18 protein-coding genes, 1 pseudogene and 1 riboswitch are annotated in these 24,805 nt (G+C 67.1%); of the genes and pseudogenes, 13 read left to right on the top strand and 6 right to left on the bottom strand.

From position 1 onward, the window contains the following. Positions 1 to 46 precede the first annotated feature (46 nt). Positions 47 to 1,993, bottom strand: a complete 1,947-nt coding sequence (locus B7D75_RS25875; protein ID WP_107114561.1) for an oxidoreductase — start codon at positions 1,991 to 1,993, stop codon at positions 47 to 49. Between the two features lie 173 nt (positions 1,994 to 2,166). Here B7D75_RS25875 and B7D75_RS25870 point away from each other — a divergent pair, with 173 nt between their 5' ends. Then, on the top strand, positions 2,167 to 3,258 hold the full coding sequence (locus B7D75_RS25870; protein ID WP_058136681.1) for an ABC transporter substrate-binding protein: 1,092 nt from the start codon (positions 2,167 to 2,169) through the stop codon (positions 3,256 to 3,258). A gap of 177 nt (positions 3,259 to 3,435) precedes the next feature. Here B7D75_RS25870 and B7D75_RS25865 read toward each other — a convergent pair whose 3' ends face one another. Then, entirely contained in the window at positions 3,436 to 6,120 is a 2,685-nt protein-coding gene (locus tag B7D75_RS25865) for a two-partner secretion domain-containing protein (RefSeq protein ID WP_107114560.1), read from the bottom strand. A 60-nt stretch (positions 6,121 to 6,180) separates the two neighbouring features. Here B7D75_RS25865 and B7D75_RS29445 point away from each other — a divergent pair, with 60 nt between their 5' ends. Further along, positions 6,181 to 6,447, top strand: coding sequence for a hypothetical protein (locus tag B7D75_RS29445; protein WP_124083181.1), 267 nt, complete (start codon positions 6,181 to 6,183; stop codon positions 6,445 to 6,447). A 408-nt stretch (positions 6,448 to 6,855) separates the two neighbouring features. On the opposite strand, the pseudogene opmH reads toward B7D75_RS29445, so the two are convergent. Continuing rightward, a pseudogene (gene opmH / locus B7D75_RS25860) lies at positions 6,856 to 8,300 on the bottom strand (efflux transporter outer membrane subunit OpmH). Between the two features lie 217 nt (positions 8,301 to 8,517). After that, a riboswitch (TPP riboswitch) is annotated at positions 8,518 to 8,654 on the top strand. Positions 8,655 to 8,743: 89 nt separating this feature from the next. Here opmH and thiC point away from each other — a divergent pair. After that, complete coding sequence (gene thiC, locus B7D75_RS25850) at positions 8,744 to 10,627, top strand: phosphomethylpyrimidine synthase ThiC (RefSeq protein ID WP_012077657.1); 1,884 nt, start codon at positions 8,744 to 8,746, stop codon at positions 10,625 to 10,627. Between the two features lie 73 nt (positions 10,628 to 10,700). Here the strand turns inward: thiC and B7D75_RS25845 are convergent, their stop codons facing one another. Further along, positions 10,701 to 11,447, bottom strand: a complete 747-nt coding sequence (locus B7D75_RS25845) for an RsiV family protein (protein ID WP_003151488.1) — start codon at positions 11,445 to 11,447, stop codon at positions 10,701 to 10,703. Between the two features lie 242 nt (positions 11,448 to 11,689). On the opposite strand from B7D75_RS25845, the gene B7D75_RS25840 reads away from it, so the two are divergent. The 9 genes from B7D75_RS25840 to B7D75_RS25800 all read left to right on the top strand — a co-directional run bounded on the left by B7D75_RS25840 (position 11,690) and on the right by B7D75_RS25800 (position 21,160). Beyond that, entirely contained in the window at positions 11,690 to 12,307 is a 618-nt protein-coding gene (locus B7D75_RS25840) for an NUDIX domain-containing protein (RefSeq protein ID WP_003095694.1), read from the top strand. Then, on the top strand, positions 12,298 to 12,756 hold the full coding sequence (locus B7D75_RS25835; protein WP_012077656.1) for a DUF1249 domain-containing protein: 459 nt from the start codon (positions 12,298 to 12,300) through the stop codon (positions 12,754 to 12,756). Before B7D75_RS25840 ends, B7D75_RS25835 begins: the two co-directional genes overlap by 10 nt. A gap of 154 nt (positions 12,757 to 12,910) precedes the next feature. Further along, the gene (cpdA, locus tag B7D75_RS25830) at positions 12,911 to 13,729 is read left to right on the top strand and encodes a 3',5'-cyclic-AMP phosphodiesterase (RefSeq protein ID WP_003151486.1); all 819 of its coding nucleotides are present in this window, start codon (positions 12,911 to 12,913) and stop codon (positions 13,727 to 13,729) included. Between the two features lie 104 nt (positions 13,730 to 13,833). After that, positions 13,834 to 14,454, top strand: a complete 621-nt coding sequence (locus tag B7D75_RS25825; RefSeq protein ID WP_012077655.1) for a YqiA/YcfP family alpha/beta fold hydrolase — start codon at positions 13,834 to 13,836, stop codon at positions 14,452 to 14,454. Positions 14,455 to 14,465: 11 nt separating this feature from the next. After that, positions 14,466 to 16,355 (top strand): DNA topoisomerase IV subunit B, encoded by a 1,890-nt coding sequence (parE, locus tag B7D75_RS25820; protein WP_003151483.1) that lies wholly within the window; start codon positions 14,466 to 14,468, stop codon positions 16,353 to 16,355. Continuing rightward, complete coding sequence (locus B7D75_RS25815) at positions 16,355 to 17,365, top strand: esterase-like activity of phytase family protein (RefSeq protein ID WP_107114559.1); 1,011 nt, start codon at positions 16,355 to 16,357, stop codon at positions 17,363 to 17,365. Before parE ends, B7D75_RS25815 begins: the two co-directional genes overlap by 1 nt. Continuing rightward, on the top strand, positions 17,362 to 17,886 hold the full coding sequence (locus B7D75_RS25810; RefSeq protein WP_034081288.1) for a retropepsin-like aspartic protease family protein: 525 nt from the start codon (positions 17,362 to 17,364) through the stop codon (positions 17,884 to 17,886). The genes B7D75_RS25815 and B7D75_RS25810 overlap by 4 nt, the downstream gene beginning before the upstream one ends. A 7-nt stretch (positions 17,887 to 17,893) precedes the next feature. Continuing rightward, positions 17,894 to 20,158, top strand: coding sequence for a DNA topoisomerase IV subunit A (parC, locus tag B7D75_RS25805; protein ID WP_034081289.1), 2,265 nt, complete (start codon positions 17,894 to 17,896; stop codon positions 20,156 to 20,158). 291 nt (positions 20,159 to 20,449) lie between these two features. After that, entirely contained in the window at positions 20,450 to 21,160 is a 711-nt protein-coding gene (locus B7D75_RS25800; RefSeq protein ID WP_003151477.1) for a PqiC family protein, read from the top strand. A 54-nt stretch (positions 21,161 to 21,214) separates the two neighbouring features. Here B7D75_RS25800 and B7D75_RS25795 read toward each other — a convergent pair whose 3' ends face one another. Both B7D75_RS25795 and B7D75_RS25790 read right to left on the bottom strand, forming a co-directional pair. Beyond that, on the bottom strand, positions 21,215 to 21,754 hold the full coding sequence (locus B7D75_RS25795) for a metal-dependent hydrolase (RefSeq protein WP_107114558.1): 540 nt from the start codon (positions 21,752 to 21,754) through the stop codon (positions 21,215 to 21,217). Next, positions 21,751 to 23,292, bottom strand: coding sequence for an AhpA/YtjB family protein (locus B7D75_RS25790; protein WP_053817854.1), 1,542 nt, complete (start codon positions 23,290 to 23,292; stop codon positions 21,751 to 21,753). The genes B7D75_RS25795 and B7D75_RS25790 overlap by 4 nt, the downstream gene beginning before the upstream one ends. 219 nt (positions 23,293 to 23,511) lie before the next feature. On the opposite strand from B7D75_RS25790, the gene serB reads away from it, so the two are divergent. After that, the gene (gene serB, locus B7D75_RS25785) at positions 23,512 to 24,726 is read left to right on the top strand and encodes a phosphoserine phosphatase SerB (RefSeq protein ID WP_003151473.1); all 1,215 of its coding nucleotides are present in this window, start codon (positions 23,512 to 23,514) and stop codon (positions 24,724 to 24,726) included. Positions 24,727 to 24,805 lie beyond the last annotated feature (79 nt).

Raw genomic sequence — 24,805 nt, 5'->3', positions numbered from 1 at the left:
CTAGGGGCTGGGCCGGGACCCGTCGAGGGCACTCCGGCGAAGCCGCTCAGATGCTCCAGGCGGCCCTGAGCCCTTCGTAGATCGCTTCCTCGGCGGTGCGTGGCGCCAGGCAATCGCCGATTCGCACCACCTCCGCCAGGCCTGCCAGGCTATCGGCCAGGCGATCCACCGGCTGGTGGCCGTGGCACAGCACCAGGGTATCGACCTCCTCGAACAGTATCGCCGCGCCACTGGCGCTGTGCTGCATGTACACCGTGGCGTCGTCGCAGCCGTACAGGCGGGCATAGGGCGTCACCGGGATGCCCAGGCGGTGCAGCTCGCCGGCCAACTGGTCGCGCACGTACAGCGGCAGGCTCTCGCCGCAATGGGTGCCATTCACCGCCAGGCGCACCTGGTGGCCCTCGCGTACCAGCTTTTCCGCGATACCGGGACCGATCCAGTCGCCCCGCCAGTCGGTGACCAGCACCGAGCGACCGGCCCGTACCTCGCCGCGCAGGACCTGCCAGGCATCTACCACCTGCAGCTCGCCGCCACGCTCGAAAGGCGGCCAATAGGGTTCGGCGCCGGTGGCGACGATCACCAGGTCCGGCCGCTCGCGTTCCACCAGCGCGCGGTCGACCGGGGTGTTGCGGCGCACCTCTACGCCGGCCAGTTGCATCTCCCGCTGCAGGTTGGTGGAGGCTCCGCCGAATTCGGCACGACGCGGCAGCAGTTGCGCGAGGTTGACCTGGCCGCCGAGTTGAGCACCGGCCTCGCAGAGCACTACCTCATGGCCGCGCTGTGCCGCCACCGCCGCCGCCTTCATCCCGGCCGGACCGCCGCCGGCGACCAGCACGCGCTTGCGCCGCGCGGCCGGATTGGGCGTTGCGTAGGTCAGCTCGCGGCCGGTTTCCGGGTGCTGGATGCAGGAGATCGGATAGCCACGGTGGAAATGTCCGATGCAGGCCTGGTTGCAGGCGATGCAGGCGCGCACGTCGTCGCTGCGCCCGGCCCCGGCCTTGTTCGGCATCTGCGGGTCGCAGATCAGCGCGCGGGTCATGCCGCAGACGTCGGCCTGGCCCCGGGCGAGGATCGCCTCGGCCTCCTGCGGCTGGTTGATGCGCCCGGTGACGAACAGCGGGATCGCCAGGCGCGCCTTGAAGGTACCGGCTTCGCGGGCCAGGTAGGCCGGCTCGATGGCCATCGGCGGCACGATGTGGATGGCGCCGCCGAGGGATGCCGAGGTACCGGCGACGATGTGCAGGTAGTCCAGCTCGCCCTGGACCGCCTCGGCCGCCTGCAGCGACTCGCTTTCGCTGAGACCCTCGGGATCGCGCTCGTCGGCGGACAGGCGCAGGCCGACGATGAAGTCCTCGGCGGTGGCCGCGCGTACCGCCGCCAGCACCTCGCGGAGGAAACGCAGGCGGGCGTCGAGGTCGCCGTTGTAGCCGTCCGTGCGGCGGTTCACCCGCGGGTTGAGGAATTGCGCCGGCAGATAGCCATGGCTGGCAACCACCTCCACTCCGTCCAGTCCCGCCTGGTGCAGGCGGCGCGCGGCGGCGGCGTAGCCGGCGACGATCTCGTCGATCAGCGGCTGGTCGAGTTCGCGGGGCATCACCCGGAAGCGTTCGTTGGGCGAGGCCGAGGCGGAATAGGCCACCGCCAGCAGGCCGTCGGCGGACTCCATGATCTCGCGCCCGGGATGGAAGACCTGCGACAGCACCAGGCAGCCTTCGGCGTGGCAGGCCTCGGCGACCCGCCGGTAGCCGGGAATGCAGGCGTCGTCGGTGGCCATCAGTACGTGCGAGGTGTAGCGCGCGCTGTCGTGCACGCCCGCCACCTGCATGACGATCAGCCCGGCGCCGCCGCGGGCGCGGGCCTGGTGGTAGGCGACCAGTTGGTCGTTGACCCGGTTGTCGGTGGGCATCGAGGTGTCGTGGCCGCTCGACATGATGCGGTTCTTCAGGCGTTTGCCCCGGATTTCCAGGGGACTGAACAGATGCGGGAAATTCACGGCTGGCGTCCTTCTTGTCGTTATGGCGGCGCGCTTCAGAAACAGGATATGAATTTACCATCAGTAAAAAATCAACTTGTTTTTTTAAAATCGACTGGCTAGTTTCTGTTCCGTGGCTGCCTCTCGGCGGCTCGCTGCGATCCACTCCACAACAAGAACAAGAGGAGACGCACATGAACCGTTCCCCTGCGTTGCGCCCTGCAGCCAGCGTTCGTTCGCATTCCATCGGCGGTTGCCGCGTCCTGCTCGGCGCCGTCCTGCTGGCGCTCGCTGCCGTGGCGCCGCTACGCGCCGCCGACGGGCTGGTGGTGGTCGGCTACGGCGGCGCCGGACAGAAGGCCCAGGACGTGGCGTTCTTCCAGCCGTTCAGCCAGCAGACCGGGATTCCCCTGGTGCAAAGCGAGTACAACGGCGAAATGGCCCGGATCAAGGTGATGGCCGACACCGGCCACGCCGACTGGGACCTGGTCCAGGTCGAGGGGCCGGACCTGGCGCGCGGTTGCGATGACGGCCTGTTCGAGCGCCTGGACTGGGCGGCCATCGGCGGCGAGGAGCGCTTGATCGCCAATGCCGCCCAGGATTGCGGCTCGGCCGCCCTGGTCTGGGGCGTGGCGATCGGCTACGACGCCGACCGGCTGAAACAGCCGCCGGCCTCCTGGGCCGACTTCTGGGACGTGCAGCGTTTCCCCGGCAAGCGTGGCCTGCGCAAGCGGGCGATCTACAACCTGGAATTCGCCCTGCTCGCCGACGGCGTACCGCGCGAGCAGGTTTACCCGACGCTGGCGACCCGCGCCGGGGTCGAGCGTGCCTTCGCCAAGCTGGGCCAGCTCAAGCCCTACATCCAGTGGTGGGAGGCGGGAGCGCAGCCGACACAGTGGCTGGCCGCAGGCGACGTGGTGATGACCTCCACCTACACCGGGCGCATCGCCGACGCCCACCGCGCGGGGCGTAACCTGGCGCTGGTGTGGCCGGGCAGCCTGTACGGCATGGATTACTGGGCGGTGGTCAAGGGCTCGAAACGGGTCGCCGAGGCGCGCCGCTTCATCGCCTTCGCCAATTCCCCGGAGGCCCAGGTGCGTTACGTCGAGAACATTCCCTACGGGCCGACCAATCGCCAGGCCGCCCAGCGCCTGCCTGCGCGCCTGGCGAGCTGGGTGCCGACCGCGCCGGCGAACCTGGAGCAGGGTCTGGCGATGGACGACGAATTCTGGGTCGAGCACGGCGAAGAGCTGGAGGAGCGTTTCAACGCCTGGGCCAGCCAGTGAGACGGGCGCCGCGCCAGCGGCGATCATCGGCTCGCCCCGCCGATGGGAGCTGTTCGACGAGAGGCTTTATCCGCTGGCCAGTCGAGTTCTCCTCTGAAAACCGCCTCGCCATGACGCGCATGGCGAGGCGGTGATGACGGGCTGCGCAACAACGCTACGCGCCGCGGCCCGGTCTCCTTACCAGGGGGCTTGTTCTCCGACATGGTTGTCGAACTGCAGGCCTCGGTTCAGGCCGATCAGTTTTCCGGAGACGGTGGCGCTTGTATCGACCCTGCCGCTGGTGAACGAATGGCTAACCGAGCCCAGGTTCCAGCCCACCAGGCCTGCGATGACAGTGCCATGGTCGCTGGAGACATTCCCGGTGGCGGAGGTGTCGCTGACGTCACCGATGTTCCAGCCGATCAGGCCGGCCGCTACACCGTCAAGACCCGTTGTGACATCGCCACTGGCAGAGGCGTGTTCCACTCTGCCGCTGGCGTGGCGACCGATCAGCCCGCCCACCGTGCTCTGCTCGCCCCCCGTTACCTTGCCCTGCGCCTGGGCACCGACGATCAAAGCGTCCTGGCTTTCGCCGATCAGCCCGCCGATCTTGCTCGCACTACCGCCAGTGACGTTACCGGTAACCGAAAGAGCGCTCAACTGGCCGCCCTGGTTGTAGCCGACCAGCCCTCCCACCATGCTTTCGCTCCCCCTGGCAGTGACATCTACAGCGGAGTCGAGATTGTGCAGCGTGCCTCCCTGGTTATGTCCGATCAGCCCGCCGATGTTAAGGCGATCGCCGGATAGGTTTATGCTGCCACGCGCCCTGCTGTCGCGCAGGGTTCCGCCGGCATTGATGCCTGCCAGCGCGCCGGCGCTGGCTTTCAGCATCTGCCCATCCAGCACGGCATCGGCCGAACTGTTGGCGATCAGGGCATTGCTGCCGTTGTATCCGACCAGTCCGCCCATCACATCGGTGTTGTGGTTGCCGGTGATACGACCCTGGAAGGAACTGTTGTGAATGCTGCCGAGGTTCCGCGCGACCAGGCCGCCGACGCTGTTGTGCTGCTTGCCGCTGCTGATCTTGCTGTTACGGACCTTCACATTGTCGATGGTCCCCAGGTTGACCGCGGCGAGAGTGCCCGCCGCTATGTTGGAGGGATGGGTGGCGCTGACCGTCATTCCTTCGAGGGAGAGATTGGCGATACGGCCGAAGTTCATGTTGAACAAACCTACCGTGTTGGTGGTGCTGTAGAGGACCAGGTTGGCGATGCTGTTGCCCAGGCCGTCGAAGTCGCCGCCGAAGACCTCGTTGGGACGGTTGCCGAGGGTTTCGAAGCGGGTGTTGCCACCATCGATTCGATTGCCGAGCACGTAGCGACCGCCCATCTTCTCGTCGATCTCGCGCAGCTGCGCGAGGTTCTGGATCACCCGGTAATCCTCGCCGTTGGCACGGTAGCCGGCACCGGCGCCGGAAAGGGTCACGCGCACGCCGTCGGCGAGCTTGTGGCCTTTGCCGCTGTTCAGCTCCAGCCTGGCGTTGCGCCCGGTGAGGGACAGGTCGGCGTTCAGGCGTACATGGTCGCGCGCGTTCAGCGCCAGTTCGGCCTTGTCGCCGCTGGCGCGCAGGTTGCCGTTCACCTCGACGTTGCCGCGCTCGGCGCTCAGGCCCAGCTTGTTGCCGCTGTTCCAGGAGAGCGGTGCGTCGACCTTGATATCTCCCTGGGTGCTGGTCAGCTCGATGTTGGTGGTCTGCAGGTTGTTCGCCAGGGTATCGCTCAGCACGCCAGATACCTTGGGCGCCGAGGTGCTGGCGACGTCCAGGGCGTTGGCGGCGACTTTCCAGGTGCCGGTCCTGCCCTGGGCCGATTGTGTGTCCACCTTGGCGCCCAATTGCACCTCGATCCCGGCGCCGCGGTTTTCCACCACTCCGCCATTGCCCTGGCCGCTGGCGCTGGCGTCCTGGCGGCCGGCGACCTGGAGGGTGCCGTTGCCGGCGTCGAGGACGATGCGGCCGTCTCGATTCTGCAGGGTCTTCGCCTCGATCACGCCCTGGTTGCTGACCACGGTCTTGAGCAGGCTGTCGGCGCTGCGCGCGGTCATCAGCACCTGGCCGCCGTCGGCCTTGAGCAGGCCGCCGTTGTGCGCCAGGGCGTCGACCGCGCCGGCGTTCACCTGCAGGTTGAGCAGGCCGTTGCCGTCGAAGTTGAGGCTGACGTCCTCGCCGGCGCCGAGGGCGACGCTGCCCAGGCGGGCCTGGATCACACCGCTGTTGTCGACCCGCGCGCCGAGCAGGGCGACACTGCCGCCTTCGCTGGCGTTGAGGCTGCCGGCGTTGCTCACCTGGGCGGTGGACTTGCCGCTGAAGCGGTAGTTGCCGTCGAGGAAGTCCTTGTCGGAGATGTCCAGGGTGCTGGCGACCAGGCCGCCGACGTTGACCTGGGCGGTCTTGCCGAACACCACCCCGTTGGGGTTGACCAGGAACACCTTGCCGTTGGCGTCGAGCTTGCCGAGGATCTGGCTGCCGTTGGTGCCGACCACGCGGTTGAGGGCGACGGCGGTGCTGTTGGGCTGGTTGAAGCGGACGCTTTCATCGCCGGCGATATCGAAGCCGTTCCATTGGGCGATCAGCTTCTGGCTCTGCTGGTCGATGGTCAGGTGCTTGCCGTCGGTGGAGGTGTGAAGGCCGGCCTCGCCATGGATGACCTTGCCGTCGCTGGGCAGGGCGAAGGCCTCGGGCAGGCCGAGCAGGCCCAGCAGCGAGGCGCCGGCGACCGCCAGCAGGGTGCCGCGACCGCTCTTGCCGCGCCGGCGGGTGCCTTCGCTGGTGACGTTCCAGCATCCCGTGGCCTGGTTCCAGACCAGGGCGTAGGTCTTGTTCATGTTAGCTCCTTACATATGGTTAGGTCCCGTTGCTCGCAGCGGGACAGTTGAGTTCCGGCGATGCCGGCAGTCATTGCCAGCGTTTCGTGCCGGTTACCCGAACAGGGGATCCCTGAACGAAGTTCTTTCTGGAAATTTTTGAATGAGCAAATACGCAGAACTGAAAATCAGGCTCCGGTATTCATTTTGTTTTTTGGCTTTTCTGGAAGATTTATATATTTGGAGTATTTGGCAGGTGCGCGTTGGATAACAATGCGTGCGCAGGTGAAAGGGAGATTACTTGCCTGTTTGCCGGATTTTCCTAAAGGGGGCGCTAATACTTTCTGAAGTCCTTTCGTATTCGTTCTATTCGATGCGGAGAATGGCTTTTGGCTGCCGGCGGCCCCACGGCGCTGGCGGTCAGCCGTAAATACGCCGTCGGGAGATGAGCCCGGCTGGGCTATCGAGCATATTCTTTCATGCGTGGAGTGTCGGACTGGCAGGGGGATAATTATTTCTGAAGTTTCTTATTGGATATTCGGATTTTTTTAGTTGTTTTAATTTGTTTTGAGCAAGATTGATTGCATGGATTGGCTTTATCGGGACGGCGAGTGTCCTGGTCCATTCGCCAGGTTGTCCTAGCGCTTGTCGATGGCGGATCGTATCGCGGGGAAATGGAGGCGGGAATGCCGGCTGGCTGCTGGATGCATCCGCCTCCGGCCCGGATGGTCGGAGGCGGCGCTGGGGGAAGGGAGGTCAGCGGACCCGCGGCTGGGCCTGCAACTGCTCGGCGGCGGCCTTGGCCAGGTCTGGCGGGAGGAAGTCCTTGTCCGGATCGTAATCCTGCTTCAGGTAGGCGCTGAGCGCCTCCAGGTCGGCCGGGCTGAGGGTGCCGGCGGCCTGCTTCAGGCGCAGGGTATCGAGGATGTAGTCGTAGCGGCTGTTGTTGTAGTCGCGCACGGCGGCGTACAGCTGGCGCTGGGCGTTGAGCACGTCGACGATGTTGCGGGTGCCGACCTGGTAGCCGATCTCGGTGGCTTCCAGCGAACTCTGGTTGGAGATGATCGCCTGGCGCCGCGCCTGGACCTGCTCGACGTCGGTATTCACCGCGCGGTGCAGGTTGCGGGTGTCCTGCACCACCTGGCGGCGCTGGCCTTCGCGGGACTGCTCGCTCTGGTTGAGGCGCTGGTAGGACTCGCGGACCTGGGAGGAGGTCAGGCCGCCGCTGTAGATCGGGATGTTCAGTTCCAGGCCAATGCTGCGCTCGTCGACATACTTGCCATAGTGCACCAGCGGATTGGCGGCGCTGTTGGCGAAGCCGAGGGCGTCGTTGTCGCCCTTCTGGTACTGGGCCACGGCATCGAGGGTCGGCAGGTGCCCGGCCTTGCGCTGGCGGAGGGTTTCCTCGGCGGCGTTGACCGCGTAGTTGCTGGCCAGCAGGCGCAGGTTCTGCTGCACCGCGGTGTCGACCCAGGCCTTGGCGTCGTTCGGCGCCGGCGGCACCACCGGCAGGGTATGGCGCATGCCCTCGATGGCGCTGTAGTCGCGGTTGGTCAGGGTCACCAGGGCCTGGAAGGCATCGTCCACGCGCTGTTCGGCGATCAACCGGTTGGCGCGGGCGGTGTCGTAGCTGGCCTGGGCCTCGAGCACGTCGGTCTTGTCGGAAAGGCCCACGTCGAAGCGCTCGTTGGCCTGGTCCAGCTGGCGCTTGAAGGCGGCTTCCTCGGCCTTGCTGGTGGCCAGGTTGTCCTGGGCGCGGAGCACCGTGAAGTAGGTCTCGGCGCTGCGCAGGATCAGGTCCTGCTGGGTCGCGGAGAATTCCAGCCGGGCCTGGTCGCTGGTTTCCTTAGCGGCCTGCCACTGGAACCAGCGGTCGGCGCGGAACAATGGCTGGCTGAGGGTGGCCTGGACGACCTGGCTGTTGCGCTTGACGGTCGCCGGACGCTCGTCGAAGGCGATCCGGGTGTCTCCGACGCGGGCGCCGGCGCCGAGTTGCGGCAGCAGGCCGGCGCGGGCCTGGGCACCACTTCCTTGCGCGCCAGGTAGTCGGCCTGGGCGGCGGCGAGGTCGGCGTTGTTGTCGACGGCTTCCTTGTAGACGCTGATCAGGTCGGTCTTGGTCGGCAGCGGGGTCGGCTGGGCGGCCCAGGCGACACCGGTCGCAGCGGCCACGGCGGCCGCCAGGGAGAGTCTGCGCAGCATTCGTTCGTCCTGGAAAAGATGCGAGGTGGGGCAAGGCTAAGGTCGCCATCGGTGGCGGTCAAGGCAGCCGTGCGGCAACTGATCGAAGAGCCAGTCCGGAGCGATGTTCCGGCGATCGTGGGGGTATCTGCGGCTACCCTGGCGAGTGCGTCGACGACTGCCGGTCGGCGCGGGCGTTTTCCGTTGGCGAATCCCGCCGGTCTTGATTAGACTGCCAGGGTTCTTGTCGGGGTGCCCTATACGAGGGGCTGAGATCGGATAGTTCCGGATCCCGTTGAACCTGATCGGGCTAGCGTCCGGTTCCGCCTCGCGCGGACCGCAGCAACCCGCGTAGGGAACAAGATGTCCGCGCCATGCCTGCCTTGCCGGCGCGTCCTTCTCGCCACCAGTCCCGGTGGCCCCGCGTGCCAGGTTCTCCCGACAATCACCCAGGAGAGCCATCGATGAGCGCAACGCAGAAGAACAACATCACCCGCCTTGAGCAGCTCGACCGCCAGTCGACGCAGCCTTTCCCGAACTCGCGCAAGGTCTACCTGACCGGCTCGCGCCCGGACATCCGCGTCCCGGTGCGGGAAATCTCCCTCGCCGACACCCCCACCGCCTTCGGCGGCGAAAAGAACCCGCCGGTGTTCGTCTACGACACCTCAGGTCCGTATACCGACCCGGAGGTCCGCATCGACCTGCGCAAGGGCCTGCCTGACGTGCGTTCGCGCTGGATCGACGAGCGCGGCGACACCGAGATCCTCCCCGGCCTGACTTCCGAGTTCGGCCAAGCGCGCCTGGCCGACGCCAGCCTCGATGCGCTGCGCTTCGCCCACGTGCGCACGCCGCGCCGGGCCAAGCCGGGCGCCAACGTCTCGCAGATGCATTACGCGAAGAAAGGCATCATCACCCCGGAGATGGAATACATCGCCATCCGCGAGAACATGAAGCTGCAGGAAGCCCGGGCCGCCGGCCTGCTCGACCAGCAGCACCCGGGGCACAGCTTCGGCGCCAATATCCCGAAGGAAATCACCCCCGAGTTCGTCCGCGAGGAAGTCGCCCGCGGCCGCGCGATCATTCCGGCGAACATCAACCACACCGAGCTTGAGCCGATGATCATCGGCCGCAATTTCCTGGTGAAGATCAACGGCAACATCGGCAACAGCGCGCTGGGCTCGTCGATCGAGGAAGAAGTGGAGAAGCTCACCTGGGGCATCCGCTGGGGCGCCGACACGGTGATGGACCTGTCCACCGGCAAGCACATCCATGAAACCCGCGAGTGGATCCTGCGCAACAGCCCGGTACCGATCGGCACCGTACCGATCTACCAGGCGCTGGAAAAGGTCAATGGCGTCGCCGAGGACCTGACCTGGGAAATCTTCCGCGACACCCTGATCGAACAGGCCGAGCAGGGCGTCGACTACTTCACCATCCACGCCGGCGTGCTGCTGCGCTATGTGCCGCTGACCGCCAAGCGGGTCACCGGCATCGTTTCCCGCGGCGGCTCGATCATGGCCAAGTGGTGCCTGGCGCACCACAAGGAAAACTTCCTCTACACGCATTTCGAAGAGATCTGCGAAATCATGAAGGCCTACGACGTCAGCTTCTCGCTGGGCGATGGCCTGCGCCCGGGCTCGGTGGCCGACGCCAACGACGCCGCCCAGTTCGGTGAGCTGGAGACCCTCGGCGAGCTGACCAAGATCGCCTGGAAGCACGACGTGCAGGTGATGATCGAAGGCCCCGGCCACGTGCCGATGCAACTGATCAAGGAAAACATGGACAAGCAGCTGGAGTGCTGCGACGAGGCGCCGTTCTACACCCTCGGTCCGCTGACCACCGACATCGCTCCCGGCTACGACCACATCACCTCGGGCATCGGCGCGGCGATGATCGGCTGGTTCGGCTGCGCCATGCTCTGCTACGTCACGCCCAAGGAGCACCTGGGCCTGCCGAACAAGGATGACGTGAAGACCGGGATCATCACCTACAAGATCGCCGCCCACGCCGCCGACCTCGCCAAGGGCCACCCGGGCGCGCAGATCCGCGACAATGCGCTGTCCAAGGCGCGCTTCGAGTTCCGCTGGGAAGACCAGTTCAACCTCGGCCTGGACCCGGACACCGCGCGGGCGTTCCATGACGAGACGCTGCCGAAGGACTCGGCCAAGGTCGCGCACTTCTGCTCCATGTGCGGGCCGAAGTTCTGCTCGATGAAGATCACCCAGGAAGTCCGCGACTACGCTAAGGAGAACGGCCTGTCCGACGAGAGCAAGGCCATCGAGGCCGGCTTCCAGGAGCAGGCGGCGCGCTTCAAGGATGAAGGTTCGGTGATCTACAAGCAGGTGTAGGCCGCGTCGCGCAGGCCCACCAGGCCCCTCGCCGTGCGCGGCGAGGGGCTTTTTCGTTGACGCCCGGAAGCGTTCAGCCGCGGCCGGGGAACAGGTTCGGCTTGACGATGCCGTTCAGGCGCGGATACGGGATCTTCAGTTCGGGGTGGGCGTAGGAATACGGCGCGATGGAATAGGCGTCGTACTTCAGCGTCACCGCGCCGAAGGTCAGTGCCACGTGCGGGGTGCGCTGGAACGGCCAGGTCTTCTGGAAGTCGGCGTCCTGGTCGAGCTTGTTGGCCAGCAGCCAGGCCTTGTGGGCCAGCTCGGCCTGCTTCCAGAAGGCTTCTTCCTGGCCGGGAACCAGCATGTCCTGCAGGCCCAGCACCTTGTGCTGGCGGCGGTCGTAGTTGATGAAGCCACGCCCCGGCATGCCGTGGGCGCCGCCGGTGAACAGGTAGCTGGAAAGCTCGATGATCACCAGACCGTCATGTTGTTCGCGCACCTTGGCTTGCAGGTAGCTGCTCCAGCCCGGTTCGGCGCTGTCCAGGAACTGCCGCTCGTAGGCCGCCAGCGATGCCGGCAGCGGCGTTTCGTTGTTCTCCCGGGTCATTTCCAGCAGGGCGCGCTCGATGATCGGATCCAGTTGCGGCTCGTCGGGGAACTTCAGGGTATCGATGTTTACCAACGGGCACTGTTCGCCCTGGCAACCGGGCTTCAGGTGCTCGCTGGCGAGGCGTTCGCTGGGCAGCGGATCGTCGAGGCCGGGCTTGAAGAAGCTCTGGCAGGCACTCAGCAGAACGACCAGGCTGCCGAGGGCGGCGAATTTCAGAAGGCGCATGGGATTCCTTTTGCGGCGATGAAAGGGCGGGTCCGAGGCGTCGGCCAGTCCGTTTCGACCCTGGCGCCGCGCTTGAGTTCGGCCCGCGCAAACCCCAAGTATGGCCTAGCCGCGCCCGGGAAACACGCCCGTGCGGCGAGCGCCGCGAAGTTTTCCCGAGCTGTCCTGAAAGTGGCTGCGCCCTGCGCCGGGCCGCGATAGGATGGCGCGAAACCCACAGACCCGAGTGAAGTGAGTCGAGGATGTCCGAAACCTTCAAACCCGCCCCCGGTGACGTCGAGCTCGTCCAGCGCGAGGAATGCTTCCGTGGCTTCTATCGCCTGGATCGCCTGCGCCTGCGCCATCGCCAGTTCGACGGCAGCATGGGCCGGGAAATCAGCCGGGAACTGTTTGTCCGCCACGACGCGGTCTGCGTGCTGCCCTACGATCCGCAGCGTGACTGCGTGGTGCTGATCGAGCAGTTCCGCGTCGGGGCGATGCAGAAGCTCGCCAATCCCTGGCTGCTGGAGCTGGTCGCCGGCCTGATCGACAAGGACGAGCAACCGGAGGAGGTCGCCCATCGCGAGGCGATGGAGGAGGCCGGGCTGACCCTCGGCGCGCTCTGGCCGATCACCCAGTACCTGCCATCGCCGGGTGGCACCGACGAGGTGGTGCACCTGTTCGTCGGCCGCTGCGACAGCGAGGGCGTCGGCGGGGTGCATGGCCTGCCGGAAGAGGGCGAGGACATCCGCGTCCACGTCTGGCCGCTGGAGGACGCGCTGCAGGCCGTGCGCGACGGGCGGATCAACAACGCGGCGAGCATCATCGCCCTGCAGTGGCTGGCCCTGAACCGGGCCGAGGTGCGTGGGCTATGGGCCTGAGCCTGCTGCGCGAGCGCTACCGGGTCGACCTGGCCGGCCTGCAGGCGACCTGCGAGGCCAACTACGCGCGGCTCATGCGCCTGCTCCCGGACATGCGCGAGACCCGGGCCTCGCGCCGCGTGGCACTGAGCGAGGGGGAGCGGCTGATCGGCGTGCTGGCGCTGGAGGTGACCGAGGCCTGCCCGTACACCACCACCCTGCAGGTGCGCCAGGAGCTGGGGCTGCCCTGGCTGCCGGCGCCGCGCCTGGAGGTACGGGTCTACCACGATGCGCGGATGGCCGAGGTGATCGGTGCCGAGCAGGCGCGCCGGCTGATGGCGATCTATCCCTACCCGAACCAGGCGATGCACCAGCCGGACGAGAAGAACCAGCTCAACCTGTTCCTTGGCGAATGGCTCGCCCACTGCCTGGCCTGCGGCCACGAAATGGAGCCGGTGGCCCAGCGTTGAGCGGCTGAAGGCAAAAGGCCAGTTGAATGACATCAAGCCAAAAGTAGTCCTCGCAACTGTGATCTGTTCCGCTTTCCGGGTTTGCCGCCTCTTTCGCCGGTCACCATAATCACCCCCATTCACCGCGGACGCCTCGCCTTCAGGAGACGGCCCCTTGTCACGCCATTCGAACACTCCCGATACCGACGCCTCCGTACTGCTGGTGCAGCTCTCGGACAGCCACCTGTTCGCCGAGGACGGCGCGCGCCTGCTCGGCATGGATACCGCCTACAGCCTGGAGAAGGTGGTCGAGCGGGTCGCCCGGGAGCAGCCGAGCATCGACCTGATCCTCGCCACCGGCGACGTCTCCCAGGACGGCAGTCTCGACTCCTACGCACGCTTCCGTCGCTTGAGCGCGCCGCTCGCCGCGCCGTTGCGCTGGTTCGCCGGCAACCACGACGAACGCGAGCCGATGCAGCAGGCCACCGCGGGCAGCGACCTGCTGGAACAGGTCGTCGATGTCGGCAACTGGCGCGTGGTGCTGCTCGATTCGAGCATTCCCGGCGCGGTGCCGGGCTATCTCGAGGAGGACCAGTTGGAGCTGCTGCGGCGCGCCATCGACAGCGCCGGAGAACGTTTCCTGCTGGTCTCCTTCCACCACCATCCGGTGCCGATCGGCAGCGACTGGATGGATCCCATCGGCCTGCGCAACCCGCAGGCGCTGTTCGACCTGCTGGCGCCCTATCCGCAGGTGCGTTGCCTGCTGTGGGGGCACATCCACCAGGAGTTCGACCGCCAGCGCGGCCCCCTGCGCCTGCTGGCCTCGCCGTCCACCTGCGTGCAGTTCGCCCCGGGCAGCAGCGACTTCACCCTCGACCGCCAGGCGCCGGGCTATCGCTGGCTGCGTCTGCATGCCGACGGGCGCCTGGAAACCGGGATCTCGCGGGTCGACGACATCGCTTTCGAGGTGGACTACGACACCGCCGGCTACTGACGGGCGCGCCGCTGCCGATCGGCGCACAGGCTGGAAGATGACGCCTGGAAGCTGGTACCGTTCGGCTTTCCCCTTCCGAGTCGAAGCCCATTAGCCCGTTCCCGATGACCGCGCCCCGTCCATCCCTGCTGTATATCCACGGCTTCAACAGTTCGCCCGAGTCGCACAAGGCGCGCCAGTTGCAGGCGGTCTTCGGTCACCTGGGCCTGGCCGGCGGCCTGCGCGTCCCGGGCCTGCACCACCATCCGCGGCAGGCGATCGCCCAGCTGGAGCGGGCCATCGCCGAACTCGGCAGGCCGGTGCTGGTCGGCAGCTCCCTGGGTGGCTACTATGCGACCCACCTGGCGGAGCGCCACGGCCTGGCGGCGATCCTGGTCAACCCGGCGGTCCTCCCGCACCGCTCCTTCGACGGTTACCTGGGGCCGCAGACCAATCACTACAGCGGCGAGACCTGGGAGCTCACCGAGGACCACGTGGCGGCCCTGGCCGAGCTGGAGGTCACGCAATTGCAACACCCCGAGCGCTACCAGGTGTGGCTGCAGACCGCCGACGAAACCCTCGACTACCGCGCCGCGCAGGCTTTCTACCGGGCCTGCGCGCTGCGCATCCAGGCCGGCGGCGACCACGGCTTCCAGGGCTTCGCCCGGCACCTGCCGGCGCTGCTGGCGTTCGCCGGCTATCCGTCGGCGCTGTGGCGCGATACCGATTTTTCGACTTTTGACTGAATAGAGACCCCATGGCTACCTACAACGCAGACGCCATCGAAGTCCTCTCCGGCCTCGACCCGGTGCGCAAGCGCCCGGGGATGTACACCGACACCACCCGTCCCAACCACCTGGCCCAGGAAGTCATCGACAACAGCGTCGACGAAGCCCTGGCCGGCCACGCCAAGAGCGTGCAGGTGATCCTGCACCAGGACAACTCGCTGGAGGTCATCGACGATGGCCGCGGCATGCCGGTGGACATCCATCCGGAAGAGGGCGTGCCGGGCGTCGAGCTGATCCTTACCAAGCTGCACGCCGGCGGCAAGTTCTCGAACAAGAACTACCAGTTCTCCGGCGGCCTGCACGGGGTCGGCATCTCGGTGGTGAACGCGCTCTCGACCCGGGTCGAGGTGCGCGTCAAGCGTGACGCCAACGAATACCGCATGACCTTCGCCGACGGCTTCAAGGACACCGACCTGGAAGTCATCGGCACGGTCGGCAGGCGCAATACCGGTACCAGCGTGCATTTCTGGCCGGATCCCAAGTATTTCGATTCGGCGAAGTTCTCGGTCAGTCGCCTCAAGCATGTGCTCAAGGCCAAGGCGGTGCTGTGCCCGGGCCTGAGCGTGGTGTTCGAGGACAAGAACACCGGCGAGCGCGTCGAGTGGCACTTCGAGGACGGCCTGCGCTCCTACCTGACCGACGCGGTCGCCGAACTGCCGCGCCTGCCCGACGAACCCTTCTGCGGCAACCTCGAGGGTTCCAAGGAGGCGGTGAGCTGGGCCCTGCTGTGGCTGCCCGAGGGCGGCGAGTCGGTGCAGGAAAGCTACGTCAACCTGATTCCCACGGCCCAGGGCGGCACCCACGTGAACGGCCTGCGCCAGGGCCTGCTCGACGCCATGCGCGAGTTCTGCGAGTTCCGCAACCTGCTGCCGCGCGGGGTCAAGCTGGCGCCCGAGGACGTCTGGGAACGGATCGCCTTCGTGCTCTCGATGAAGATGCAGGAGCCGCAGTTCTCCGGGCAGACCAAGGAACGCCTGTCGTCCCGCGAGGCGGCGGCGTTCGTCTCGGGCGTGGTGAAGGATGCCTTCAGCCTGTGGCTCAACGAGCACGCCGAGATCGGCTTGCAGCTGGCCGAGCTGGCGATCAGCAACGCCGGCCGGCGCCTCAAGGCGGGCAAGAAGGTCGAGCGCAAGAAGATCACCCAGGGCCCGGCGCTGCCCGGCAAGCTGGCCGACTGCGCCGGCCAGGAGCCGATGCGCGCCGAACTGTTCCTGGTCGAGGGCGACTCCGCCGGCGGCTCGGCGAAGCAGGCGCGGGACAAGGAGTTCCAGGCGATCATGCCGCTGCGCGGGAAAATCCTGAACACCTGGGAAGTCGATGGCGGCGAAGTGCTCGCCAGCCAGGAGGTCCACGACATCGCCGTGGCCATCGGCGTCGATCCGGGCGCCAGCGACCTGGCCCAGCTGCGCTACGGCAAGATCTGCATCCTCGCCGATGCCGACTCCGACGGCCTGCACATCGCCACGCTGCTCTGCGCGCTGTTCGTCCGCCATTTCCGCCCGCTGGTGGAAGCCGGCCATGTCTATGTGGCGATGCCGCCGCTGTACCGCATCGACCTGGGCAAGGATATCTACTACGCCCTCGACGAAGCCGAGCGCGACGGTATCCTCGAGCGCCTGGCCGCCGAGAAGAAGCGCGGCAAGCCGCAGGTCACCCGCTTCAAGGGGCTGGGCGAGATGAACCCGTTGCAGTTGCGCGAGACCACCATGGACCCCAACACCCGGCGCCTGGTCCAGCTGACCCTGGAAGACGCCAGCGGGACCCTGGAGATCATGGACATGCTGCTGGCCAAGAAGCGCGCCGGCGACCGCAAGTCGTGGCTGGAAAGCAAGGGCAACCTGGCCGAGGTGCTGGTCTGATGCGCCGCTTTCTGGCTGTCCTCGGCCTGTGTAGCGGCCTGGCCCAGGCGGCCGAGCCGGTAGCGCCGCCGGTGCCGGCGGCGCTGAGCTTCATTTCCGAGCACGCCGTGGAGGGCATGCGCGGCGGCAACCTGTCCGGGTTGGCCTGGTGCGGCAATGCGCTGTGGACCGTCTCCGACCGCGACGACGATCGCCTGTATCGCCTGCAGCCGTCGCCCGAGGGCTCCAACAAGCCCTGGCAGGCCGAGGCCGAGCACTTCATCGCCCCGACGCCGCCGGACAGCGGCCTGCCCTGGGGCATGAGCACGCGGGTCTGGCTCAGCGGCCTGGTGCGCGGCGGCAACCTCGACTTCGAGGGCATCGCCTGCGACGCTGCCGGCAACCGCTACCTGGTCAGCGAGGCGCACGCCGCGGTCCTGCAACTGCCGGTCAGCGGCGCGCCGAACTGGCTGCGCCTGCCGCCTGGCCTGCTGACCCAGGCGCGTGCCAGCGGCATGCTGATGAACTTCAACGCTCTGTTCGAAGGCATCGCCATCGACCCTGACGGCAAGCGCCTGTGGCTGGCTGCCGAGCGCGAGCGCCGTGGCCTGCTGGTGGCCCACCGGAACAACAGCGCCTGGCGCTGCGAGGGGAGCTGCGTGCTGCTCGCCGAGGGCGGCAGGATCGACCCGCCGCCGGAGCTGGGCAGTGAGCGCAAGTTGCCGAAGGACTTTTCCGATCTGGCCTTCTACCACGGCAAGCTGTTCACCCTGGAGCGCCTGGCGCACCAGATCTGCCGTCGCGACCTGGCCCAGGCCAGGGTCGAGCGCTGCTGGTCGTTCGCCTCGGCAGTGCTGGCGCCCGAGCGTCGCTACGAACTGCCCTACGGGGTGGCCGAAGCCCTGGTCCTGGATGACAAGGGCGCCTGGCTGGGTATCGACAATGGCGGCCACGCGCGCGCCGATGGCGATGTGCGGCCGTTCGTCCTGCGCTTCGCCGCGCCCGCCGGCGGCTGGTTGGGCGACAAGTGAGGCAAGGCGCGCCCGGCCAGCGGCTGGGACGGATCATGCTGGTACTGGCCTGGATCGCCGGGCTGGCGTTGGCGACGCGCTATTTCGGGCTCTGGGAAGACCGCCAGCGCAACCCGAACCAGACGCCGCAGTCGATCCATGGCGACGGTTACGTCGAGCTGCGCCTGGCCAGCAGCCGCCAGGGCCATTACCTGTTGAACGGGCAGGTCAACGGCGAGGCCGTGACCTTCCTGCTCGACACCGGGGCGACCCAGGTGGCGGTGCCGCAAGCCCTGGCGGAACGACTCGTGCTCGAGCGCGGCGCGCCGATCACCCTGAGCACGGCCAACGGCCGCGCGACGGGCTGGCGCACGCGGCTGGACCGGCTGCAACTCGGCGATATCCGTCTGTCCGGGGTCGCGGCGCTGATCGTGCCGGGCATGGACGGCGATGAGGTGCTGCTCGGCATGAGCGCCCTGAAACAACTCGAATTCACCCAGCGCGACGGCACCCTGGTGCTGCGCCAAAACATTTCTCCGTGAGGCACGCATGAGCGAATCCCTCGATCTGAGCCTGGAAGGGGTCGAACGCCGGTCGTTGGCCGAGTTCACCGAACAGGCCTATCTGAACTACTCCATGTACGTGATCATGGACCGCGCCCTGCCGCACATCGGCGACGGGCTGAAGCCGGTGCAGCGGCGCATCGTCTACGCCATGAGCGAACTGGGCCTGGACGCCGACTCCAAGCACAAGAAGTCGGCGCGCACCGTCGGCGACGTGCTCGGCAAGTTCCATCCGCACGGCGATTCGGCCTGCTACGAGGCCATGGTGCTGATGGCGCAGCCGTTCTCCTACCGCTATCCGCTGGTGGACGGCCAGGGCAACTGGGGCGCGCCGGACGATCCGAAGTCGTTCGCCGCGATGCGCTACACCGAGGCGCGCCTGTCGCGCTACTCCGAGGTACTGCTCAGCGAACTGGGACAGGGCACGGTGGACTGGGTGCCGAACTTCGACGGCACCCTCGACGAGCCGGCCGTGCTGCCGGCGCGCCTGCCCAACCTGCTGCTCAACGGCACCACCGGGATCGCCGTGGGCATGGCCACCGACGTGCCGCCGCACAACCTGCGGGAAGTCGCGTCGGCCTGCGTGCGCCTGCTCGACCAGCCGGGCGCGACGGTCGCCGAGTTGTGCGAACACGTGCCGGGCCCGGACTTCCCCACCGAAGCCGAGATCATCACCCCGCGCGCCGACCTGCAGAAGGTCTACGAGACCGGCCGCGGTTCGGTGCGCATGCGCGCGGTGTACCGCGTCGAGGACGGCGACATCGTCATCCATGCCCTGCCGCACCAGGTGTCCGGTTCCAAGGTGCTGGAACAGATCGCCGGGCAGATGCAGGCGAAGAAGCTGCCGATGGTGGCCGACCTGCGCGACGAGTCGGACCACGAGAACCCGACCCGCATCGTCATCATCCCGCGTTCGAACCGGGTCGATGTCGAGGAGCTGATGACCCACCTGTTCGCCACCACCGACCTGGAGACCACCTACCGGGTCAACCTGAACATCATCGGCCTCGACGGCAAGCCGCAGGTCAAGGACCTGCGCCAGTTGCTCTCGGAGTGGCTGCAGTACCGCATCGGCACCGTGCGTCGGCGCCTGCAGTTCCGCCTGGACAAGGTCGAGCGCCGCCTGCATCTGCTGGATGGCTTGCTGATCGCCTTCCTCAACCTCGACGAGGTGATCCACATCATCCGCACCGAGGACCAGCCCAAGGCGGTGTTGATGGAGCGCTTCGAACTCAGCGAAGTGCAGGCCGACTACATCCTCGACACCCGCCTGCGCCAGTTGGCGCGCCTGGAAGAGATGAAGATCCGCGGCGAGCAGGAAGAGTTGCTGAAGGAGCAGAAGCGCCTGCAGACCCTGCTCGGCAGCGAGGCCAAGCTGAAGAAGCTGGTGCGCGAGGAGCTGATCAGGGACGCCGAGACCTACGGCGACGACCGCCGTTCGCCGATCGTCGCCCGCGCAGAGGCCCGCGCGCTGTCGGAAACCGAGCTGATGCCCACCGAACCGGTGACCGTGGTGCTCTCGGAAAAAGGCTGGGTGCGTTGCGCCAAGGGCCACGACATCGACGCCGCCGGCCTCTCCTACAAGGCCGGTGACGGCTTCAAGGCCGCCGCGCCGGGACGCTCGAACCAGTATGCGGTATTCATCGACTCCAGCGGGCGCAGCTACTCGCTTCCGGCCCACAGCCTGCCGTCCGCGCGCGGTCAGGGCGAGCCGCTCAGCGGACGCCTGACGCCGCCGCCGGGGGCCAGCTTCGAATGCGTGCTGCTGCCGGACGACGATGCGCTGTACGTGATCGCCTCCGACGCCGGCTATGGCTTCGTGGTCAAGGGCGAGGACCTTCAGGCCAAGAACAAGGCCGGCAAGGCCCTGCTCAGCCTGCCCAACGGCGCCGCCGTGGTGGCCCCGCGTCCGGTGCGCGACGTGGAACAGGATTGGCTGGCGGCCGTGACGACGGAGGGGCGTCTGCTATTGTTCAAGGTCTCGGACCTGCCCCAACTAGGCAAGGGCAAGGGCAACAAGATCATCGGCATCCCCGGCGAACGGGTGGCCAGCCGCGAGGAGTACCTCACCGACCTGGCAGTTCTGCCAGCCGGGGCGACGTTGGTCCTGCAGGCCGGAAAGCGTACCCTTTCGCTCAAGGGCGATGACCTGGAGCACTACAAGGGGGAGCGCGGCCGCAGGGGTAACAAGCTGCCGCGTGGATTCCAGCGTGTCGACAGCCTGCTGGTGGACATTCCGTCGCAGGATTGAAACGAGCCGTTACCGGCTTCCGATTTCCCGCATGCCCGCAAGGGACGGTGAAAGCGGCCTCTTCCGAGGCCGCCTCGGCGGGAAAATGTCATCCTCCTGGCCGGTTTCGCCAGGTTTTCCCCTGAGGCAGGTGGTCCGAAACCGGTTTCGGAATACGCTCTGCCTCTGGAGCTATGGCGCTGGTTAAGGGATGATACGCCCCTTCGGTCGCCGTTTCCGATGGCGGGTGGCCAGTAGAATTCAAGTCTTGCATCAGTAGTGCCGAACTTCGGCGAAATACGGTGGTTCTCGATGAGCGCGTGGCGCGTCTTCGCATGTCTTTCCCTCGTCAGCCTGCTCGGGCTGGCGGGTTGTGCGGTCAATCCGCCGGCCCAGCTCTACCAGCTGGACGTCGGTGCCGCCGCGGTTCCGAAAAAGGATGGCGGTGCGGCCGTCCTGCTCGGCCCGGTACAACTGGCTGACTATCTCAAGCGCGATGTGATGGTGCAGCGCCAGGCCGACGGCATTCTCAGCCTGTCCACCGAGGCGCGCTGGGCGGGCAACCTGGAGACCAATGTCAGCCAGCAACTGCTGCGGCAGATGTCCAGCGAGCTGGGCAGCAGCCGCCTGGCGCTGTTCCCGGAGAAGCCCGGCTTCACCCCGCAGGTGCAGGTGATGCTGACCATCAGCCGGCTCGACTCCGGCCCCAAGCAGCCAGCGGTGATCGAGGCGCGCTGGCGCCTGCTGGACCAGAAGGGCGACCTGAAGGACAGCCGGGTGTTCCATGAGGAGGAGCAGCACCAGGGCAGCATCGGCGACCAGATCCGTGCCCAGAGCGACCTGCTCAAGCGCCTGGCGGCGCAGTTGGCCAAGGACGTCAAGCCGATCGCCGTGGCCGCCGAGGCGCCGCCGCCGGCGACCGCGCGCAAGCCGGCGGCCAAGCCGAAGGCCAAGGAAGAGGAAGGTCCGAAAATGCCGCTGGTGGTGCCGATTCGCACCGATGCCGAGGTCTATCGGTTCTGATTGTCGATAGCCGACCAGAAAAGAGCCCCGCCGAAGCGGGGCTTTTTCGTTTCGTCAGTCCGGGCGGCGTCGCAACAAGGCACGCAGGCCTGCCCCGGCGAGCGCCACGCCCAGGCATGGCAGCCAGACCCAGCGCGCCTCCGATTGCAGCACCAGCAATCCGCGTTCGCTGAGGAAGCGCGACAGGCCGATGGGCGACACGGCGATCGGATGGAAGGGCATGAAGTGGCGACTATCGCTCCACGGCCAGAACCAGGCGACGCCCAGGCCGCCGTTGGTCATCGCGTCCAGCAGGCTGTGCGAGGCGGTGGCCAGGGCTACCCACAGGCCGGCCTTCAGCGGGCCGCTGTGCAGCGGCCGGCAGGCAAGAGCGGCGAACAGGCCGAGGAACGCGGCGAACAGCAGCGAGTGACTGAAGCCGCGGTGGCCGAAGGCGTCGTGGTAGGCGATGCCGAGCTTGAAGGCGATCACGTCGAAGTCCGGCAGGCAGGCGGCGAGCATGCCGGCCAGCAACAGGCGCGCTGGAATCGCCCGGCTGCCGAGCGCCAGCCCCACTGCCAGGACCGGCAGCGGGTGGGTGATCAGGGTGGTCACGGACGGACGCGGTCGTGCATGCGCGCCAGCTGGCGCTCGAGCATCGACGGGTAGGGCTCGAGCAGGCGCTCCACGCAGCAGGCGCCTTCAGGGCTGGCGATGGCGCGGATACGCGCGCGTTCGCGGAGCACGGCGTCGTCGGCGATGCTGCGCTCCACCAGCAGCAGGTTGCGGCTGTGCTGGTTGAGGGCGAGGGCGTTCTGCACGGTCTCGTTGAGCAGCAGGTCGGCCTGGCTCAGTTCGCTGAGATCCTCGCCGAGGCTCAGGCCCAACTGCAGTTGCAGGGTGATGCCGCTGTCGGCGACCTCGATCTGCAGGGCATGGCCGAGGGCGCGCATCAGCTCGCCGCAGCAGAGCGCGTTGGTCAGGTAGTCGGCGCGGTTGTCGCGGCTGTGGAAGAGGATCAGGCTGCCGCCGTCGCTGAGGGTGTGCAGGCTACCCTTGTACTGCCGGGCGGCCTGCTCCAGGCAATCGCGATAACGTTGCAGCAGGTCCACCAGGCGGCTGCGCGGCAGGCGGCGCAACTGTTCCTGGGCGCCGAGCTGGATCGCCAGCACGGCGCTACGCTGCGGCTCGCGCGTGGCGCTCGGCGTCGCGGCGGGCTGTCCGGCGCTTGCGTCGTCGGTTTCATCGAAGGCGTCCTGGTCCAGCGGGTCTTCGTCGATAGAGGTGAACTCCACCGGCTTGCTGTCGTCGAGCAGGCCGTCGCCCAGCGGGATGTCGTCTTCCTCGAAGGCCGAGGCCTCGACCTTGCGGCTGCGCAGGTCGGCCTCGTCGTCCTCCAGCAGGATGTCGTCGAAGTTCTGCGGCAGCGGCGCTTCTTCCGGCTCCGGCGCCGGCGGTTTTTCCGGCACCAGGCGCTCTTCCAGGTCGCGGGCCAGATCGCCCAGCTCGTTCTGCAGCTCGGCGCCGGGCGCCGGGTTGTCCGGATCGCGCAGCCAGACCCGCAATTGCAACAAGGGCGTGGAAATCTGCCGGCCCAGGCGCAGGCTGAAATACAGCGCGAGGATCAGCAGGATCAGGCTGATCAGTCCCATGCTCTGCAGGCTGATCATCATCGGTTGCTGGAACTGCTGCATGTCCAGGCTGATGCGCAGGTGCCCGGCGATCACTTCCTGGAAGGTGATCGGTGTCGAGTAGAGTCCTTCGGTGGCACCCAGCAGGCTCTGCTTCGGGCGGCTGCCGGCCTCGGCGAGGATGCGCTGGTCGACGCTGTAGATCGCCGCGTGGGCCACCAGCGGGTTCTTCACCAGGTTGTTGAGCAGCACGTTGAGACTGAGGATGTCGTTGGAGACCAGCAGCTCGGTGGCGGAGGCGGCGGTCTGGGTGATCAGGCTCTGGCCCAGGGCGTCGGCCTGCTGCTGCATGGCCTGGCGGAACTGCATGCCCATGACCCAGGCATAAATGAGCAGGGCCAGGGCCACCAGAATCAGGCTGTGGCTGGCGAGCCGCAGGGCGATCGGGACACGGCGCTGGCGCAAGGCGCGATACAGCAGGAGAAAGAAATTGTCGGGCTTGACGGACGTGGGCCGGGTCACAGGGGGCTCGGTCTTCTGAAATAGAGGTATCGCGCAGTATAACCAGCGCCCCCTTGGGGGCAAAGGGCCGTTGACGCGCTTTCCAGGCCGCCGCGCGGCGGTTTCGCGGGTTTTCCCGGCGGTTCCGACCGATGGTGGCGGCAAATGCCGACGCCGGTTGCTCTCGGCTGTGTGGGAAAGCGGGTAGAATGGCGTCTTTTACCTGGCGGAGCGTACGCCTTGCGCGAAATTGTCCTGATCAACATCACCGGGGAAGATCGCCCCGGCCTCACCGCGGCCATCACCGGCGTGCTGGCCCAGGGTGGGGTGAATATCCTCGACATCGGCCAGGCGGTGATCCACGACACCCTGTCGTTCGGCATCCTGGTGGAGATCCCGGATACCGAGGCTGGCTCCTCGGTTCTCAAGGACGTGCTGTTCACCGCCTACAAGCTGGACCAGCAGGTGCGTTTCACCCCGGTCTCGGAAGAGGACTACCGGCAGTGGGTCGAGGGCCAGGGCAAGGCGCGGCACATCGTGACCCTGCTGACCCGGCGGGTGACCGCCGAGCAGTTGCAGCGGGTCAGTTCGATCACCGCCAAATATGCGCTGAACATCGACCATATCGATCGCCTCTCCGGCCGCATGCCGCTGGACACTCCCGCCGACCAGGGCAAGGGCTGCATCGAGTTTTCCGTGCGTGGCGAACCGGCCGATCCGGCGGCCCTGCGCGCGGAGTTCCTCAGCGTCGCCCAGGAGCTGAACGTCGACATCGCCTTCCAGCAGGACAGCGTGTTCCGGCGCAACCGCCGGCTGGCGGTGTTCGACATGGACTCGACGCTGATCGAGGCGGAAGTCATCGATGAGCTGGCCAAGGCCGCGGGTGTCGGCGAGAAGGTCGCGGCGATCACCGAGCGGGCGATGCGCGGCGAGCTGGACTTCCGCGCCAGCTTCAAGGAGCGCCTGGCGCTGCTGCAGGGGCTGTCGGAGGACGTGCTGGCGGAGATCGGCGCCTCGCTGCGCCTGACCGAGGGGGCGCAGACGCTGTTCGCCGAGCTCAAGCGCCTGGGCTACAAGACCGCGATCCTGTCCGGCGGCTTCACCTATTTCGCCCGCCAGTTGCAGGCGCAGCTGGGCATCGACTACGTGTTCGCCAACGAGCTGCAGATCGTCGACGGCAAGGTCACCGGGGTGGCGGTCGAGCCGATCGTCGACGCCCAGCGCAAGGCCGACCTGCTGCGCGAACTGGCGGCGAAGGAGGGGCTGAGCCTGGAGCAGACCATCGCCGTGGGCGACGGCGCCAACGACCTGCCGATGCTTGGCCTGGCCGGCCTGGGCGTGGCCTTCCGCGCCAAGCCGCTGGTCAAGCAGTCGGCGAAGCAGGCGATCTCCACCCTGGGCCTGGATGGCATTCTCTACCTGCTCGGCTACCGCGACCGCGAAGGGCGGGCCTGAGGCCGGCGGGCACCTCTTGGCGGCCCGGCAGCCACGAGCCAGGTCGGTAGAGCGGAAAAAGCAACGGGCGCCTTGGGCG

The organism is Pseudomonas paraeruginosa (genome assembly GCF_003025345.2).
In the GTDB taxonomy this organism is placed as follows: domain Bacteria; phylum Pseudomonadota; class Gammaproteobacteria; order Pseudomonadales; family Pseudomonadaceae; genus Pseudomonas; species Pseudomonas paraeruginosa.
This window is presented reverse-complemented; position numbering and strand designations above follow the sequence as displayed.

Excerpts from the sequence above, each read along its gene's own strand:
- parE (WP_003151483.1), top strand. The coding sequence starts at position 14,466 with ATGGCTACCTACAACGCAGACGCCATCGAAGTCCTCTCCGGCCTCGAC.
- thiC (WP_012077657.1), top strand. The coding sequence starts at position 8,744 with ATGAGCGCAACGCAGAAGAACAACATCACCCGCCTTGAGCAGCTCGAC.
- B7D75_RS25865 (WP_107114560.1), bottom strand. The coding sequence starts at position 6,120 with ATGAACAAGACCTACGCCCTGGTCTGGAACCAGGCCACGGGATGCTGG.
- B7D75_RS25835 (WP_012077656.1), top strand. The coding sequence starts at position 12,298 with ATGGGCCTGAGCCTGCTGCGCGAGCGCTACCGGGTCGACCTGGCCGGC.
- B7D75_RS29445 (WP_124083181.1), top strand. The coding sequence starts at position 6,181 with ATGCCGGCAGTCATTGCCAGCGTTTCGTGCCGGTTACCCGAACAGGGG.
- B7D75_RS25825 (WP_012077655.1), top strand. The coding sequence starts at position 13,834 with ATGACCGCGCCCCGTCCATCCCTGCTGTATATCCACGGCTTCAACAGT.
- B7D75_RS25800 (WP_003151477.1), top strand. The coding sequence starts at position 20,450 with ATGAGCGCGTGGCGCGTCTTCGCATGTCTTTCCCTCGTCAGCCTGCTC.
- parC (WP_034081289.1), top strand. The coding sequence starts at position 17,894 with ATGAGCGAATCCCTCGATCTGAGCCTGGAAGGGGTCGAACGCCGGTCG.
- B7D75_RS25815 (WP_107114559.1), top strand. The coding sequence starts at position 16,355 with ATGCGCCGCTTTCTGGCTGTCCTCGGCCTGTGTAGCGGCCTGGCCCAG.
- B7D75_RS25845 (WP_003151488.1), bottom strand. The coding sequence starts at position 11,447 with ATGCGCCTTCTGAAATTCGCCGCCCTCGGCAGCCTGGTCGTTCTGCTG.
- B7D75_RS25870 (WP_058136681.1), top strand. The coding sequence starts at position 2,167 with ATGAACCGTTCCCCTGCGTTGCGCCCTGCAGCCAGCGTTCGTTCGCAT.
- B7D75_RS25840 (WP_003095694.1), top strand. The coding sequence starts at position 11,690 with ATGTCCGAAACCTTCAAACCCGCCCCCGGTGACGTCGAGCTCGTCCAG.